The 13,684-nt window shown below is 71.6% G+C and carries 18 protein-coding genes; 11 read left to right on the top strand and 7 right to left on the bottom strand.

Annotation, left to right across the window (positions count from 1 at the left end):
• The first annotated feature begins 308 nt into the window (after nt 1-308).
• The 4 genes from ACH4F6_RS31365 (at nt 309) to ACH4F6_RS31350 (ending at nt 2,167) form a co-directional block, all read left to right on the top strand.
• On the top strand, nt 309-917 hold the full coding sequence (locus ACH4F6_RS31365; RefSeq protein ID WP_397963745.1) for a recombinase family protein: 609 nt from the start codon (nt 309-311) through the stop codon (nt 915-917).
• Nucleotides 914-1,396 carry an endonuclease domain-containing protein gene (locus ACH4F6_RS31360; protein ID WP_397963744.1) on the top strand — a complete coding sequence of 161 codons (483 nt, stop codon included), beginning with the start codon at nt 914-916 and terminating at the stop codon, nt 1,394-1,396. The genes ACH4F6_RS31365 and ACH4F6_RS31360 overlap by 4 nt, the downstream gene beginning before the upstream one ends.
• Nucleotides 1,397-1,826: 430 nt before the next feature.
• A complete protein-coding gene (locus ACH4F6_RS31355; protein WP_397963743.1) occupies nt 1,827-2,024 on the top strand; it encodes a hypothetical protein in 198 nt (65 codons plus the stop codon).
• 20 nt (nt 2,025-2,044) lie between these two features.
• Nucleotides 2,045-2,167, top strand: coding sequence for a hypothetical protein (locus ACH4F6_RS31350; protein ID WP_397963742.1), 123 nt, complete (start codon nt 2,045-2,047; stop codon nt 2,165-2,167).
• 79 nt (nt 2,168-2,246) lie between these two features.
• On the opposite strand, the gene ACH4F6_RS31345 is transcribed toward ACH4F6_RS31350, so the two are convergent.
• Together ACH4F6_RS31345 and ACH4F6_RS31340 are read right to left on the bottom strand one after the other, a co-directional pair.
• Complete coding sequence (locus ACH4F6_RS31345; protein ID WP_397963741.1) at nt 2,247-2,423, bottom strand: hypothetical protein; 177 nt, start codon at nt 2,421-2,423, stop codon at nt 2,247-2,249.
• Nucleotides 2,424-2,456: 33 nt separating this feature from the next.
• Entirely contained in the window at nt 2,457-2,702 is a 246-nt protein-coding gene (locus tag ACH4F6_RS31340; protein WP_397963740.1) for a GntR family transcriptional regulator, read from the bottom strand.
• Between the two features lie 139 nt (nt 2,703-2,841).
• Between ACH4F6_RS31340 and ACH4F6_RS31335 the strand changes: the two genes are divergently transcribed.
• Complete coding sequence (locus ACH4F6_RS31335; protein ID WP_397963739.1) at nt 2,842-3,072, top strand: hypothetical protein; 231 nt, start codon at nt 2,842-2,844, stop codon at nt 3,070-3,072.
• Between the two features lie 179 nt (nt 3,073-3,251).
• On the opposite strand, the gene ACH4F6_RS31330 is transcribed toward ACH4F6_RS31335, so the two are convergent.
• Nucleotides 3,252-3,875, bottom strand: coding sequence for a GntR family transcriptional regulator (locus ACH4F6_RS31330; RefSeq protein WP_397963738.1), 624 nt, complete (start codon nt 3,873-3,875; stop codon nt 3,252-3,254).
• A 518-nt stretch (nt 3,876-4,393) separates the two neighbouring features.
• On the bottom strand, nt 4,394-4,936 hold the full coding sequence (locus ACH4F6_RS31325) for a DUF5134 domain-containing protein (RefSeq protein WP_397963737.1): 543 nt from the start codon (nt 4,934-4,936) through the stop codon (nt 4,394-4,396).
• Between the two features lie 209 nt (nt 4,937-5,145).
• On the opposite strand from ACH4F6_RS31325, the gene ACH4F6_RS31320 reads away from it, so the two are divergent.
• A complete protein-coding gene (locus tag ACH4F6_RS31320; RefSeq protein WP_397963736.1) occupies nt 5,146-6,792 on the top strand; it encodes an FUSC family protein in 1,647 nt (548 codons plus the stop codon).
• Nucleotides 6,789-7,379: a MarR family winged helix-turn-helix transcriptional regulator gene (locus ACH4F6_RS31315; RefSeq protein WP_397963735.1), complete on the top strand. Its 591-nt coding sequence runs from the start codon at nt 6,789-6,791 to the stop codon at nt 7,377-7,379. The genes ACH4F6_RS31320 and ACH4F6_RS31315 overlap by 4 nt, the downstream gene beginning before the upstream one ends.
• 83 nt (nt 7,380-7,462) lie before the next feature.
• Here the strand turns inward: ACH4F6_RS31315 and ACH4F6_RS31310 are convergent, their stop codons facing one another.
• Entirely contained in the window at nt 7,463-8,227 is a 765-nt protein-coding gene (locus ACH4F6_RS31310) for a VOC family protein (protein ID WP_397963734.1), read from the bottom strand.
• 70 nt (nt 8,228-8,297) lie between these two features.
• The gene (locus ACH4F6_RS31305; protein WP_397963733.1) at nt 8,298-8,690 is read right to left on the bottom strand and encodes a VOC family protein; all 393 of its coding nucleotides are present in this window, start codon (nt 8,688-8,690) and stop codon (nt 8,298-8,300) included.
• Nucleotides 8,691-8,759: 69 nt separating this feature from the next.
• Between ACH4F6_RS31305 and ACH4F6_RS31300 the strand changes: the two genes are divergently transcribed.
• Nucleotides 8,760-9,299: a GNAT family N-acetyltransferase gene (locus tag ACH4F6_RS31300; protein WP_397963732.1), complete on the top strand. Its 540-nt coding sequence runs from the start codon at nt 8,760-8,762 to the stop codon at nt 9,297-9,299.
• A 57-nt stretch (nt 9,300-9,356) separates the two neighbouring features.
• On the opposite strand, the gene ACH4F6_RS31295 is transcribed toward ACH4F6_RS31300, so the two are convergent.
• Nucleotides 9,357-10,076, bottom strand: a complete 720-nt coding sequence (locus ACH4F6_RS31295; protein ID WP_397963731.1) for a glycerophosphodiester phosphodiesterase — start codon at nt 10,074-10,076, stop codon at nt 9,357-9,359.
• Between the two features lie 260 nt (nt 10,077-10,336).
• Here ACH4F6_RS31295 and ACH4F6_RS31290 point away from each other — a divergent pair, with 260 nt between their 5' ends.
• The 3 genes from ACH4F6_RS31290 to ACH4F6_RS31280 are packed head-to-tail and all read left to right on the top strand — an operon-like array spanning nt 10,337 to nt 13,589.
• A complete protein-coding gene (locus ACH4F6_RS31290; protein WP_397963730.1) occupies nt 10,337-11,734 on the top strand; it encodes a DUF6421 family protein in 1,398 nt (465 codons plus the stop codon).
• A gap of 41 nt (nt 11,735-11,775) precedes the next feature.
• Complete coding sequence (locus ACH4F6_RS31285) at nt 11,776-12,522, top strand: SDR family NAD(P)-dependent oxidoreductase (RefSeq protein ID WP_397963907.1); 747 nt, start codon at nt 11,776-11,778, stop codon at nt 12,520-12,522.
• Nucleotides 12,519-13,589, top strand: a complete 1,071-nt coding sequence (locus tag ACH4F6_RS31280; protein ID WP_397963729.1) for a threonine aldolase family protein — start codon at nt 12,519-12,521, stop codon at nt 13,587-13,589. Before ACH4F6_RS31285 ends, ACH4F6_RS31280 begins: the two co-directional genes overlap by 4 nt.
• Nucleotides 13,590-13,684 lie beyond the last annotated feature (95 nt).

Below are 13,684 nucleotides of genomic sequence, written 5' to 3'. Positions count from 1 at the left end.
AGATGTGTCCTTAGTGAGGTCTGCCGCTGCGGCGAACGTGCGGCCGTCAATGAGCTGGAGGGTGGCTGGGCCCTTGTACGTGGTCATGCCCCGAAGGTAGCGACGCCGTCAAGCTGCTCCACTGACTCTGCCCCACTACCAGGCCATCTCTCCCTGGGGGGCTGTTCATCAATCGGTCAGGACGTGAACCTGAACCGCGAGAGGTCTCAATTCGCTGCATAGCTTGCCGAGTTGTTCATCAATCAGTTCACCTACATGCTAGCGTTCAGGAACGTCGCGGTGGCGTTTGATGATCAATGGGAGGGTGGATGGCCCTAATCGGCCTCGTTCGAGTCAGCACCGACAAGCAGAACACCGAGCGGCAGCACGATGCGCTCGATCAGATCTGCCTCAAGGTCTTCGAAGAGAAGGTGTCCGGCAAGCTCGCCGTCGAAGAGCGCCCCGGCCTCAGCGCCGCCCTCGACTACCTCCGCGACGGCGACATGCTCTGTGTCCAGGAAGTCGACCGCCTCGGGCGCAACCTCCTGGATGGACTGATCGTCCTCAACGACCTCTTCGAGCGCGGGATTGCCGTCAAGGTGCTGGAGGGCATCGCGGCTGGCGAGCATCGGGAACGCTCTCTGATCCTCGACCTCGCTCTGGCCCTCGCCGAAGACCGGCGCCGCGACATCGTGCGGAAGACGAAGGACGGCCTCGCCGCGGCTCGTGCTCGCGGACGCGTCGGCGGCCGACGCCCGGTGATGACAGAACCCCTGGTGATTCAGGCCGTGGCGCTTCGAGAGAAGGGCTTCACTCTCCGACAGATCCAGCCGCACCTCCGAATCACCGAGGGCAAGAACAAGGGGAAGAACCCGAGCATCGGCGCGATCTCCCAAGCGCTCCGGGCCCACGACGACAGACAGGGGGCGACGGCATGACCGCGAACCCGCTGTGCTGGTACTGGCCCACCGAACTGCCCGACCGAGGCGACACCAGGCGGCGATTCCTTGAGCAGGCGGAACGGTTGGGGTGTACTCCGGAGCAGGCGCAGGTGCTCTGGGACATGGAGTGCGCGGCAGACGCAGTCGTCAACGATGGGGCCGCTCTGCTTGCCCGTTGGCAGGACGGGCGGTGCGCAATCTGCGGGAAGGTCCGAGACCTGGTTTGCGACCACGATCACGAGACTGGGCTTGTGCGTGGCTGGCTCTGTCACTCATGCAACACCGCCGAGGGAACCCATTGGGAGCCGGACACGATCTTCGCGCGCTACAGGGAGCGACCGCCGGCCACCATCCTCGGCGTCACCGCCCGCTACCTGAACCCGGTGACCGGCGCCTACGCCGAAGCCCGACATCCGCAAGCGGTCGACTGGGCCGACAAGTGGACCGACGCCGCATCCGAGGACATCGGTCTCTGACCGCCCACCCCCGTGCCACACTGCCTGTGGGCCCGTCGCGCACCCCCGTCGCGACGGGCCTTCTGTCATCCTGGGGTGGGCGGCATGCTCCCGGGGAGATGCCCCGGACACCTGGCGGTGACGGCCGCCGCCCCGCTGACGCGCCACGCCGGTGCTCAGTGGTCGTGGTCTCGGTGCTGCCACCGTGGCGCGACGGCCCACCCCGGGCGCCCGCTACTGCAGAGCGGGCGCCCGCATGCTGCCGGAACTATTTCCGGCCGCGATCTATCGCTGTGGCTGGTTCGTGATGCATCGTGGGGCGCGAGGGGTCGCCACTCCCCAGGTGGGGACCTCCCATGGGCCCTGCCGGGAGCTGCGAACCGGTAGGGCCCGCCGCACCTCCCGGCTCCCCACGGGAGGCCACGCGGCTGTCCGCGCGTAGCCTGGCCGTATGCACCCCGGCCGCTACCACCTGCTCCTCGCCTCCGCCGGCCGCCCCGTACAGCACGGCTGGTGGGCGTCCGTGGCGACCGCCCGGGCGAAGTTCGTGAGCTGGATCGGCGAGCACGGCAGCCTGCCCGACGCCCGCGTCACCCTCACCGACGAGGCGACCGGCACGACGTTGACGGCCTGGCCGGGCGAGGCGTGACCGTCTGGGATGCTGGCGCGATGACCGACGACACCCCGCCCGAGCCGGACGACTTCGACGATGTGACCGGCGACCCCGACGACTACCCCGTCGACGACCACCAGCTGACGACGCGCCCCGGCACTGTCAGTGGCGAGGCGTAGCCTGATACGACCATCCCAGCGAGCAAGTCGGGATTGCTGCTGAGCCCGGCCCCGGCGTGATGCACCGGGGCCGGCTGCTTCACGCCGCCGCGACGACCTCCGCCTGCACGGCCGCCACCCACTCATCCCGCAGTCGCTCGTACCGGTCCCGGGTCGGCCCCCACAGCCAGCCGCCCGTCTCCGCCATCAGCGCACGGATCTCCTCCTGCACGGCCTCAGCAGACCGCGGCACCGCCGGCGGGGGAGTGGTGGACATGCCGAGATCGTAGCCGCGGGCTATGACAACGGGCTACGAGACCGGAGGGTCGTCGGCGACGAAGGTGCCGATGCCGACCTCACCGCGGGCCAGGCCCTCCGCCTGCAGGTGCTTGTACACCTTCTGCACCGTGGACGAGGCGATCGAAAACTCGGCCGAGAGTTCCACCACCGAGGGAAGCTTCGAGCGGGCCGGGTAGGTGCCGTCGGCGATCCGCGCGGCCACGATCGCCGCTACCTGCCGCCAGACGGACCGAGTCCGGTCAAGATCCACGCTCACACGGTCGACCGTAGGTAACCGAGGTCTACCCTGCGACCGCAGTACAGTGCAGTCCACCGCGGTATACCGTGAAATTGCACGAGCTCCCGAGGCCGCGGCGCATGCAGCCCCGGGAGCAGCCGACGAAGGAGCCGTCGACATGGACGAGCGTAGAGACCCACCGCCCGCGCCCCAACCCGGTCGGCCGATACTGGCCGCCGCGACCCGCCTCAGCCCCCTGCAGCAGGCCTACGCCGCCTACACCGACCACGCCGTCTCCTGCGACGCCTGCCGGGACGTCGACCGCACCTGCGCCGAGGCGGAGGCGCTGTGGCGGGCGTACCGGGCGATCGGGGACGACGCCTGCGAGCGGCTTGCCTCCGAGGCATGACAGCGGCCCGCCGCTTGCCTGTCAGGAAAAGTGCAGGCCAGAACCTCAACGGTGGGTTACAGATTCACACGGGGTGTACAGGATCCGCGTGAATAAATGCAGGGTCCACACTTCCCTTACGGACGGTTTACCGCTTGACTATCGGTCAGGACCACAGGCGCATATGCCCCTGTAGGTGCTTACTGGCGTGCAGGCGAAAGCCGAATCAGCCAGCGGTCCATAGGCAGGATCAGGTCAGCAGTCTCCAGGGGGCGGCCTTGACGGTCGAAGCGAGTGCGCACCACACGGAACGCCTGCATGTCCACCAGCAGGCCCACCGCGTGCGCCTGGCGCTCGGTGAGCGACACCACTCCCAGCTCCGCCGCATAGGAAGCATGCGGACGACGCTGGCCCCGCCACCACGACGACACCAGCATCGCCGACCGGCCCCCCGGATCCAGGCACTCCACCATCTCGTGCTGCAGGACCACCCCCGCGGGAACGCCGAGCCGGTCGGCAAGCTCCACCGTGGCCGGCTGCGGGCGAGTGTCGATGGTCTCCCTGGAGTGGGGCCAGTCAGCGTCCGCATCGGTAAGAGTGCGCATAGCAGGAGGATGCGCTACATACACGGCTCTGCGCTCCTCGCCCTCCAGGACGCCGGCTTGGCGTAGGAGGACATAGGCGAGGCGCACGGTCTGAGGATGGACGCCGAGTTCGGCAGCTAGCTCGGCACGCGAGGGGAGAGGCTCGCCCACCCGCCATTCACCGGCGGCGATGCGGCGGCGGATGTCAGCGGCGATGCGCCGGTGGCGTGCTTCTGACATCCAGACCCCTGGCGTCGATCATGACGTGAGGTCTGAAGGTAGGGCTGCGGGGTGCTACTGGATATATCCAGCCCCCGGATGGGCTCTTGGTAACTGAACAGAGGGAAGGTTTCGGTATCGCGGGGTTCAGGTTCCCGGGATGCCGAAGGGCTGCCGCCTCCCGCGTACCCCCGTGACGGTGAGTGGGCAGTCCGCTCGGGTGCCCGACAGCTTCGGTCAGGTATCCACCCGAACGAGTGATCCATTCTGCGTGCTTCGGAGGCGGATCGCTCGTTGGGCAGGCGGCCGGAGCCGGAGTCGATCCACAACCCCCAAGGTGTGCAAGACGACTCCGGCTCCGGTCTTTCCATTACGCACCGCTCGGCTGCAGGACTCACCAAAGCTGGGAAATGGGAAACGTCTGGGAGACGATCTTCGGGATCAGCCGCAAGTTCCCGCTAACTTCCGCAAGGATTAGCTAGGTCGACATCGCCTCTGTGTAGGTCAAAACACCAGGTCGCAGGTCACAGCGCTGAATGTCACATCGTCAACAGCATCGCCAGCATCCCGATCCCCATCGACAACCGGCACACCCGCGCCAGTTCGGGCCGGTCGCTCCAGGCGACCGTGCCCCCTCCCGCGCCGGCGACCGGCAGCAGCCGGACGCCGGAGACGAGCACGTACGCCGCGAAGTACAGCAGCAGCACCCCGGTCAGCAGCGGGACGCCGGAGCCGCCGTGGCCGTGTCCGGCGCCCGGCGACGAGGCCGTCACCACCGCCATGTAGACCATGGCCGAGGCGCCCACCAGGTGGTGCAGGTGATGGGCGCTCGTCCGGGTGGCCCACAGGGCCCGCAGCGCGGCCGCGCCGAAGACCGCCGCGTACGCCGGCCAGGCCCACTGCGGCGCGGTGAACGCCGTCGCGGGCACGGCCATCACCGCCATCCCGAAGCCCATGAGCGCCTCGCCGCCCGCGGCCCGGCGCTGCTGCTCGTCCGCGCTGCGCATCCGCAGCAGGCAGTAGGCGCCGGTCGCCGCACACAGCGCGACCAGCAGCCAGCCGGGCGAAGCCGGTCCGTGCACGCGCACCTCCCCGCTCGACGGTCGGTCGAGGGATGCGATGCCCGGGACACGCGGAGCGCACCCCAGCGCAAGGAGGTACACAGGGCGCGCTCGGCGGAGCACGGCAGGTGACGCGTGCTCGCGGGGAGGGGCGCGCGACGCGTCGGCGCCGGGGTGATCCCGGCCACCCGAACTATTTCACGAGTAAAACACATGCTAAATTGACCGGTATGAGTAGTGCGACCCGTCTTCCGCTCGCCGGCGTGCTGCGCCTCGGCCGCCCCTCCGACATCTGGTTCAAGCCGGCCCTGAGCGTGGTCGCCGCCGTCGCCCCGCCGAACCTCACCCTGCTGGCGCTGGGCCGGCTCGACCTGGCGATGTACACGATGGCCGGCTCCCTGTGCGCCCTGTACGCCCACAGCCGCCCCTACGCCGCCCGCGCCCGGGTGCTGGCCTGGGTGGTGCTCGGCATGACGGGCGGCCTGGCCGTCGCCCTGCTCGCGGCCTCCCTCACCACGAACGCCGCCGTCCTCGTCACCGTCGGCGCCCTCCTCGCCGCCGCGCAGAAGGTGCTCTGCGACGCCACCCGCGTCGGACCGCCCGGCCCCGTCATCCTCACCTTCATCAGCTCCGCCGCGCTGTTCGCGCCCCAGACCCCGGCCCAGGTCCCCGGCCACCTGGCGCTGGCCCTCGCCGCGGGCGCCTGGTCCTGGCTCGTCGGCATGGCGCCGGGACTGCTGCGCCCGCACGGCCCCGAACGCCGGGCCACCGCCCGGGCCCTGGACGCGACCGCCGCGTGCGCCGCCACCCGCGGCGCCGGCGACGGTCACGCCCGCACCCGCGCGGCCGCGGCCGCCGCCGTGCACGCCGCCTGGCAGACGCTGATGTCGGCCCGCGGCGGCGACACCACCCGCGCCCTGGAACGGCTCGTCATCCGCGCGGAGGTCGCCCTCGCCGCCCCCGCCGACACGGACCCGGCGCACCTGCGCACCCTGGCCCGCGCCCTGCGCGGCACGGGTCGGGTGCCCCGCCCCGACGGCCTCGCGGACGACGACGAACTGCTCGGCGCCGAGGCCGAGCGCGCCGCCGGCGGACCGTCGCTGTGGCGCCGGCTCGGGCCGCTCACCCCGATCGCCGTGCGCACCGCCCTCGGCTGCGCCCTCGCCGGATACGCCTCCCTCGCGCTCGGCGTCGGCCGCCCCTACTGGGCCCTGGTCACCGCGGCCTCCCTCTACCAGGCGAACGTCACCCTCACCTGGAGCCGCGGCGTCCAGCGGGTCGTCGGCAACCTCGTCGGCGTCCTCGCGTTCGCCGCGATCGTCCCGCTCGCCCACCTCCACCAGGCCGCCCTGGTGCTCGTCTGCCTCGCCCTCAACTTCGGCGCGGAGGCGCTGATCGGCCGCAACTACTGGCTCGGCAGCGTGTGCGTGACGCCGATGGCCCTGCTCATCACCGAGTTCGCCCACTACCAGGACGCGGGCGAGCTGATCACCGATCGCGTGGTGGACACCCTGGTCGGCGCCCTGGTCGGCTTCGCCGCCGCGGTCGCCGTCACCAACCGCCGGGCCGGCGACCGCCTCGGACAGTCCCTGACGGCCGTCGAGCGCGCCCGCGAGCACGCCGCGCGCCTGCTGGCCGAGCCGTCCCCCGCGCCCGGCGCCCTGGAGGCCGCCCGGCGCGGCCTCGCCGCCGCCCTGGTCGAACTGCGCGCCACCGCCGACGCCGCGTCCGGCGAGTGGTGGCAGCGGGCGCTGCCCGAGGAGCGGGTCGTCGCGGCCGAGCAGTCCGGACACCGTACGCTCGCCGCGACGGTACGGCGCCAGGGACTTCTCCCGGCCCGGGACACGAGCGCGAGGACGGAGGGCGTACGGCCATGACGGGGACGCAGGGACGGCCGGTCGGCGGGGGCGGCGGGAACGGGGCGGCTCGGGGGCGGTCCGAAGCGCCGGCGGAGGCGGCCGGGGGCGACACCGTCGCCGCGGTCGTGCGGCAGTGGCGGACCGTCCACCCCGACCTCGACACCGCCCCCATGGAGATCATCGGCCGCGTCAACCGCTGTGCCGCCCTCCTCCAGCAGGCCGAGGACGCCCCCCTGCGCCGGGCGGGCCTGAGCCGGCCGGAGTTCGACCTGCTCGGCGCGCTGCGCCGCACCGGCCACGAGCTGACCCCGGGCGAGCTGGCCCGCGAGACCTTCTCCTCGGGCGCCGCCGTCACCAAGCGCCTCAAGCAGCTGACGGAACGCGGCCTCGTCGAACGCCGGGGCGACACCCGCGACCGCCGCGTCGTGCACCTCCGCCTCACCGACGCGGGCCGTGACCTGGTCGACGGGATCCTGCCCGAACAGCTCTCCTACGAGGGCGCCGTGCTCTCCGCCCTCGACACCGAACGGCGGACGGAACTCGCGGACCTGCTCGGCGAGCTGCTGAGCCGCCTGGAGGGCCACATGCGGACGGTGCGGGCCTGACTCCGGGGCGCGGACCGGTCCCGGCGCACTCGGCCACGCGGTCCGGCCGGGTCGCCGGGCGCCGCGGCCGGGCCCGCCGGGGCTCAGGCCGCGTCGGCCGCGCGGTACACGCCGAACACCGCGTGCTGCGGGTCCCGGAGCACCGCGATCCGCGGGCCGTCCGGCAGCGAGGTCGGTTCCATCAGGACGGCGCCGTCCGCCTGCCGCGCCGTCGCCGCGGTGGCGTCGACGTCGGCCACCGCGAAGTACGGCAGCCAGTGCGGCGGCACCTCGGGCGGGAACTTGTCGTCCATGGTGACCATGCCGCCGAAGTCCAGGCCGCCGACACCCCACCGCGTGTAGTGCTCGGAGGTGCCCACCGTCCAGCCGAACACCGTCGTGTAGAAGGCCTCCGCCCGCGCGGGATCGCGGGACATGAGCTCCACCCAGCCCAGCGAACCGGGCGCGTCGAACAGCCCGGCGCCCGGGAAGGACCGCGCCTGCCACAGCTGGAAGGCGGCGCCGCCCGGGTCGAGGGCGACCACGAAACGGCCGGCGTCGAACACGTCCATCGGGCCGACCAGCACCTTGCCCCCGGCCTCGTCGATCATCCGTGCCGTGACGTCGGCGTCGGACACCGCGAACGACACGTTCCAGGCGACGGGCTGCGCCTCCTGGTACAGGGGGCCGAGCGCGGCGACCGGCGCGTCGCCGAGGTGCGCCACGGTGTAACCGCCCGCCTCCTGCCGCGGGTCGGTCTCGCACCGCCAGCCGAAGAGTTCCGTGTAGAACCGCTGGGCCGCCGCCGGGTCACCGGTCCCCAGCTCGACCCAGCAGGGTCCGCCGGGGACGAGCGCGTCGAGCTTCATGGCGTTCCTTCCGCCGGAGCACCCCCTCCAGCACGCTAAGCCCGCCCCCGCGCCCCGGCATCCCCTGGGCTCAGATCCCCGGCCGGTACCGCAGCGGATGGTCCGCCGGCACCTCCACCAGCACGATCGGGGTCCCGTCCGGGTCCGCGATCCACATCTCGATCAGCCCCCACGGCTCCCGCACGGGCGGCCGGACGATCCCGACGCCCCGGGCGCGCAGCTCGTCGTGGGCCGCCGCGACGTCCGGGACCTGCATCCACAGCCGCACGGCGGGGTCCGGCGGCGTCGGGGAGCGTCCCGAGACCTCCAGGAAACCCCCGCCGAGGAAGTAGACGGTGCCCCGCTCCGTCCCCGTGCCGAACTCGCGGTACACGGCGAGCCCCAGCTGCTCGCCGTAGAAGACGCGGGAACGCTCGGGGTCGGTGGGGCGCAGAAGGATCCGGCCGCTGAGTACATGCACCATGCAACCGGAGCGTAGGGGAGGGTTAGGCTCAGCGGTGCCCCAGCCGCGCCGGAGACCGGAGATCCCCGCATGGACGCCACCACGACCGACCTCACCTTCCGCGACGCCACCGAGGAGGACGTGGACGCGCTCGTCGCCCTCGTCGAGTCGGCCTACCGGGGGGAGTCCAGCCGGGCCGGATGGACCACGGAGGCGGACATCCTGGAGGGGCAGCGGACCGACCCCGAAGGCGTCCTCGACGTCATCAAGTCGCCCCACGGGCGGCTGCTCACCGCCGAGCGGGACGGCCGGATCATCGCCTGCTGCCAGCTCGAACACCGCGGCGACCACGCCTACTTCGGCATGTTCGCGGTCACCCCGACCGCGCAGGGCGGCGGCCTGGGCAAGGCGGTGCTGGCGCAGGCCGAGCGCGAGGCCCGCGAGGACTGGGGCGTCGGCGAGATGCACATGACGGTGATCTCGGTGCGCGACGACCTCATCGCCTGGTACGAGCGCCGCGGCTACCGCCGTACGGGACGGATGACCCCCTTCCCGTACGGCGACGAGCGCTTCGGCGTCCCGCAGCGGGACGACCTCCGGTTCGAGCTGCTGGTCAAGCCCCTGGACTAGACGCCGGCCGAGTCCCCGGACCGGTCCCGGCCCCGCACGGACCGGGTCCGGGGCGGCTCACGCGGTGAGGCGGCCGGTGCGTTTGATCCCGGGGTGGTCGGTGGTCACGCCGTCCAGCTCCAGGGCGCGCACCAGCCGCAGGTGGTCCGGCGTGTTGACCACCCATCCGATGATCCGCAGGCCGCGCTCGCGGGCGTGCTCGACGGTCTCCAGCGTGAGCCGCCGGATGTTCAGGCACACGGTCGCGGCGCCGACGGCCACCGCCCGCTCCACGACGTCGAGGCCGACGGGGGTCCCCTCGCCCGAGCTCGTCCGGGAGGGGCGGAGGCTGCTGATGAGCGCCGTGCGCACCCCGGGCACCAGCCGGGCGATCTCGGCGACGGCCTCGTCGTGGAACGAGGACACCTCCACCCGCTCCACCAGGTCCCGCTCGCGCAGCACCCCGGCGAGCGCCCGTGCCGCCTGCACGTCCTTGATCTCGGCCTGCAGCGGCAGCGACACGGTCTCCAGCACCTCCTCGAAGACCGGCACCCGCTCCCCGCGCCCCGCGTCCAGGGCGCGCAGCTCCGCGAGCGTGTGGTCCGCGACGGGCCCGCTCCCGTCGGTCGTGCGGTCCACGTCCGCGTCGTGCATGACCACGAGCGCGCCGTCCTTGCTCAGATGCAGGTCCAGTTCGACGACGTCGAGACCGGCGTGCTCGGCGGCGACGAACGACCGGAGGGTGTTCTCGGGCTCGACGCCCATGACTCCGCGGTGACCGATGGTGAGGAGGTTCAAGGCTCGAGTCCCTTCCGTCGACGGCGGCGCAGGAGGAGCCCGCAGCCTAGTGGCCCCGGGCCGACATGGACACGTGTGTGCACCGCCGGTTCCCCTACCCCGGACCGCTTCGCGAAAGCCGCCGCCTGCCGCATGGTCGACAGGAAAAAGCGCGGTGACCATGGGGATGCGCAGGATAATTTCCTGATGATCCTCTTGCTGGAGCAAACCCCGTATGCATACGGTGTCCTGACGCGAGGTTCTTCAGCGGAGGATGGGACATGACGGAAATTCTTGTGCAGGTGGGTTCGGAGGAGCAGGTTCCTCCCGTGGCCAGGGTGGTGGAGCACCCGGCGTGGCCCGTGCTCAAGGATGCCGTGGAGCGGATCCGCCCCTGGCAGTCGAAGGACGGGTCGATCGACTTCACGGCCGAGGGCGCTCCCGAGCGCGCCGAAGCCGAGCGGACCGTCCAGCGGGTGACCGGGGCCGTCGAGGAGCTCTCCCCGCTGCTCCCGCACGACGCCGACTACCACCGCGCCCTGGTCGAGGACCTGCGCCGCTGGGCCGAGGGCGGCTTCGAGGTGCCGGACTTCCTCGACTCGCTGCTGGCCTTCCAGCCCGCCGCGAACCGCGCGGACGGCCTCCAGCACCTGGTCGTCTTCCCGATGTACACGCAGAACGGCAACCCGGACCGCAACCTCGAGGCGGTCGTGCTGCGCATGGTCTGGCCCGACTGGCTGGCCGAGCTGGAGCGCACGCGCTACGACAACCCGCTGTTCTGCGGCATCACCTTCGAGGACTTCACGGCCGGGTACGACACCAACTCCGCCGTCCTCTTCCCGGAGACCATCGCCGTCCGCGAGGCGCCGGAGCGCTTCTCCTGGGGCGGCATCTTCTGCGACCGCGAGGCCGCGCGCTTCCGCCGCGTCACCGAGGCCGCCGTCGACATCCTGGGCCTGGAACTGCCCGAGGACATCGCCGCCATGGTCCACGACCAGAAGCGCTGCGAGGAGGCCTTCGTGCTGTGGGACATGGTCCACGACCGCACCCACAGCCACGGCGACCTGCCCTTCGACCCGTTCATGATCAAGCAGCGCCAGCCGTTCTGGATGTACGGCCTCGAGGAGCTGCGCTGCGACCTCACCGCCTTCAAGGAGGCCGTGAAGCTGGAGGCGGACGGCGTCCCGCAGGCCCGCGACGTGCAGTACGCGGTCCTCTTCGACCGCATGTTCCGCTTCCCGGTCACCGGCGAGCGGGTGCGCAACTACGACGGCCTCGGCGGCCAGCTCCTCTTCGCCTACCTGCACCGGCACGACGTCGTCCGCTGGACCGACAACAAGCTCTTCATCGACTGGCAGCGCGCCCCGCAGGTCACGAACGAGCTGTGCGCCGAGATCGAGAAGCTGTACCGCGACGGCATCGACCGCCCCAAGCTCGTCCACTGGTTCGCCGGCTACGAGCTCGTCTCCACCTACCTCGCCCCGCACCCGGGCTCCAAGTGGGCCAAGGGCCCCGACGCCCTGGACCTGACCCAGCCGCCGCGCAGGCTCGTCGATGACGTGCTTCCGGACGAGTTTCCGCTGAGCATGTTCTATGAGGCGCTGTCCAGGAAGCTGAAGAACGTGATCGCCTCCACCCGGGGCATCACGGCGGACGGCGCCGAGCGGATCGCCGCGTGAGCGACCTGCGTACCGAGAACACTGCTCAGGAGGCGAAGAACATGGGGAACGGGGCTCTCAGCGGTGCGGTGATCGCGGTGGCCGGCGCGGGCGGACCCGCCGGCCGGGCGACGCTGCTCAGGCTCGCCGAGGCGGGCGCGACCGTCGTCGGCGCGGACAACGACCCCGAGCGCCTGGCCGAGGCCGTCGACGCGGCCCGCTACGCGGCCGGCGGCGCTCCCGTCATCGGCGAACCGGTCGACCTGCTCGACCTGCAGTCCACCCAGGAGTGGGCCATGCGCACCGAGAAGGAGTTCGGCCGGATCGACGGCCTGGTCCACCTCGTCGGCGGCTGGCGGGGCAGCGAGACCTTCACCAAGACCAGCCTCGACGACTGGGACTTCCTGGAACTGCTGCTCATCCGCACGGTCCAGCACACCTCCCTCGCCTTCCACGAGGCGCTCCAGCGCAGCGACCGCGGCCGCTACGTCCTGATCAGCGCCGCGGCCGCCGGCAAGCCCAGCGCGGGCAACGCCGCCTACGCCGCCGCCAAGGCCGCCGCCGAGGCGTGGACGCTGGCCCTGGCCGACTACTTCCGCAAGGCCGGGGGGACCGGCGGCCCCAGCTCCGCGGCTGCGATCCTGGTGGTGAAGGCGCTGGTGCACGAGGCGATGCGCGCCGACCGGCCCAACGCGAAGTTCGCGGGCTTCACCGACGTCGGGGACCTGGCCGAGGCCATCGCCGACGTCTGGTCCAAGCCCGCCGCAGAAGTGAACGGACACCGTCTGTGGCTCACCGAGAAGCCGTGAACCCACCGAAGACCGACGCTCGTCGCCACCACGACCCGCGGGTGCGGGGCTTCGCCAGCGACAACTACGCCGGGGCCCACCCGGAGGTGATGGCCGCCCTGGCCCTGGCCAACGGCGGCCATCAGGTCGCGTACGGCGAGGACGCCTACACCGAGAACCTCCAGAAGATCGTCCGCAGCCACTTCGGGGCCACGGCGGAGGCCTTCCCGGTCTTCAACGGAACCGGCGCCAACGTCGTCGCGCTCCAGGCGGTCACCGACCGGTGGGGCGCGGTGATCTGCGCCGAGAGCGCCCACATCAACGTCGACGAGGGCGGCGCGCCCGAGCGCATGGGCGGTCTGAAGCTGCTCACCGTCCCCGCTCCCGACGGCAAGCTCACCCCCGAGCTGATCGACCGGCAGGCCTGGGGCTGGGAGGACGAGCACCGCGCGATGCCGCAGGTCGTCTCGATCACCCAGAGCACGGAGCTGGGCACGCTCTACACGCCCGACGAGATCCGGGCGATCTGCGAGCACGCCCATGCCCACGGCATGAAGGTCCACCTCGACGGCTCCCGGATAGCGAACGCGGCGGCCTCGCTGGACGTGCCGATGCGGGCGTTCACCAACGCGGTCGGCGTCGACATCCTCTCCCTGGGCGGCACGAAGAACGGCGCGCTGTTCGGCGAGGCGGTCGTCGTCATCAACCAGGACGCCGTCCGCCGCATGAAGCACCTGCGCAAACTGTCCATGCAGCTCGCGTCCAAGATGCGCTTCGTCTCGGTGCAGTTGGAGGCCCTGCTCGCCAAGGACCTGTGGCTGCGCAACGCCCGCCACGCCAACGAGATGGCGCAGCGCCTGGCCGAGGGCGTCCGGGCGGTGCACGGCGTGGAGATCCTCCACCCGGTGCAGGCCAACGGCGTCTTCGCCAGACTGCCGCACGACGTGGGCGAGCGGCTGCAGAAGCGGTTCCGGTTCTACTTCTGGGACGAGGCGGCCGGCGTGGTGCGCTGGATGTGCGCCTTCGACACGACCGAGGACGACGTGGACGCCTTCGTGGCGGCGCTCAAGGAGGAGATGGCGCGCTGACGGACGGTGCGCTGACGGACGGCATCGCGGGCGACGGAATCGATGCATAGATATGCGGTCACCTGAAAAGTCATTGACTCTCGGGTGATCGCGTT

Source organism: Streptomyces sp. NPDC017936, from assembly GCF_044328485.1.
GTDB lineage: Bacteria > Actinomycetota > Actinomycetes > Streptomycetales > Streptomycetaceae > Streptomyces.
Note: the sequence above shows the minus strand (reverse complement) of the source record. Positions and strands in the feature narration are given on the sequence as shown.

What these genes read in the sequence shown, in the direction of transcription:
- ACH4F6_RS31365 (WP_397963745.1), top strand. Translation starts at nt 309, where the DNA reads ATGGCCCTAATCGGCCTCGTTCGAGTCAGCACCGACAAGCAGAACACC.
- ACH4F6_RS31300 (WP_397963732.1), top strand. Translation starts at nt 8,760, where the DNA reads ATGGACGCCACCACGACCGACCTCACCTTCCGCGACGCCACCGAGGAG.
- ACH4F6_RS31320 (WP_397963736.1), top strand. Translation starts at nt 5,146, where the DNA reads ATGAGTAGTGCGACCCGTCTTCCGCTCGCCGGCGTGCTGCGCCTCGGC.
- ACH4F6_RS31305 (WP_397963733.1), bottom strand. Translation starts at nt 8,690, where the DNA reads ATGGTGCATGTACTCAGCGGCCGGATCCTTCTGCGCCCCACCGACCCC.
- ACH4F6_RS31345 (WP_397963741.1), bottom strand. Translation starts at nt 2,423, where the DNA reads ATGTCCACCACTCCCCCGCCGGCGGTGCCGCGGTCTGCTGAGGCCGTG.
- ACH4F6_RS31285 (WP_397963907.1), top strand. Translation starts at nt 11,776, where the DNA reads ATGGGGAACGGGGCTCTCAGCGGTGCGGTGATCGCGGTGGCCGGCGCG.
- ACH4F6_RS31290 (WP_397963730.1), top strand. Translation starts at nt 10,337, where the DNA reads ATGACGGAAATTCTTGTGCAGGTGGGTTCGGAGGAGCAGGTTCCTCCC.
- ACH4F6_RS31355 (WP_397963743.1), top strand. Translation starts at nt 1,827, where the DNA reads ATGCACCCCGGCCGCTACCACCTGCTCCTCGCCTCCGCCGGCCGCCCC.
- ACH4F6_RS31315 (WP_397963735.1), top strand. Translation starts at nt 6,789, where the DNA reads ATGACGGGGACGCAGGGACGGCCGGTCGGCGGGGGCGGCGGGAACGGG.
- ACH4F6_RS31360 (WP_397963744.1), top strand. Translation starts at nt 914, where the DNA reads ATGACCGCGAACCCGCTGTGCTGGTACTGGCCCACCGAACTGCCCGAC.
- ACH4F6_RS31330 (WP_397963738.1), bottom strand. Translation starts at nt 3,875, where the DNA reads ATGTCAGAAGCACGCCACCGGCGCATCGCCGCTGACATCCGCCGCCGC.
- ACH4F6_RS31310 (WP_397963734.1), bottom strand. Translation starts at nt 8,227, where the DNA reads ATGAAGCTCGACGCGCTCGTCCCCGGCGGACCCTGCTGGGTCGAGCTG.
- ACH4F6_RS31335 (WP_397963739.1), top strand. Translation starts at nt 2,842, where the DNA reads ATGGACGAGCGTAGAGACCCACCGCCCGCGCCCCAACCCGGTCGGCCG.
- ACH4F6_RS31350 (WP_397963742.1), top strand. Translation starts at nt 2,045, where the DNA reads ATGACCGACGACACCCCGCCCGAGCCGGACGACTTCGACGATGTGACC.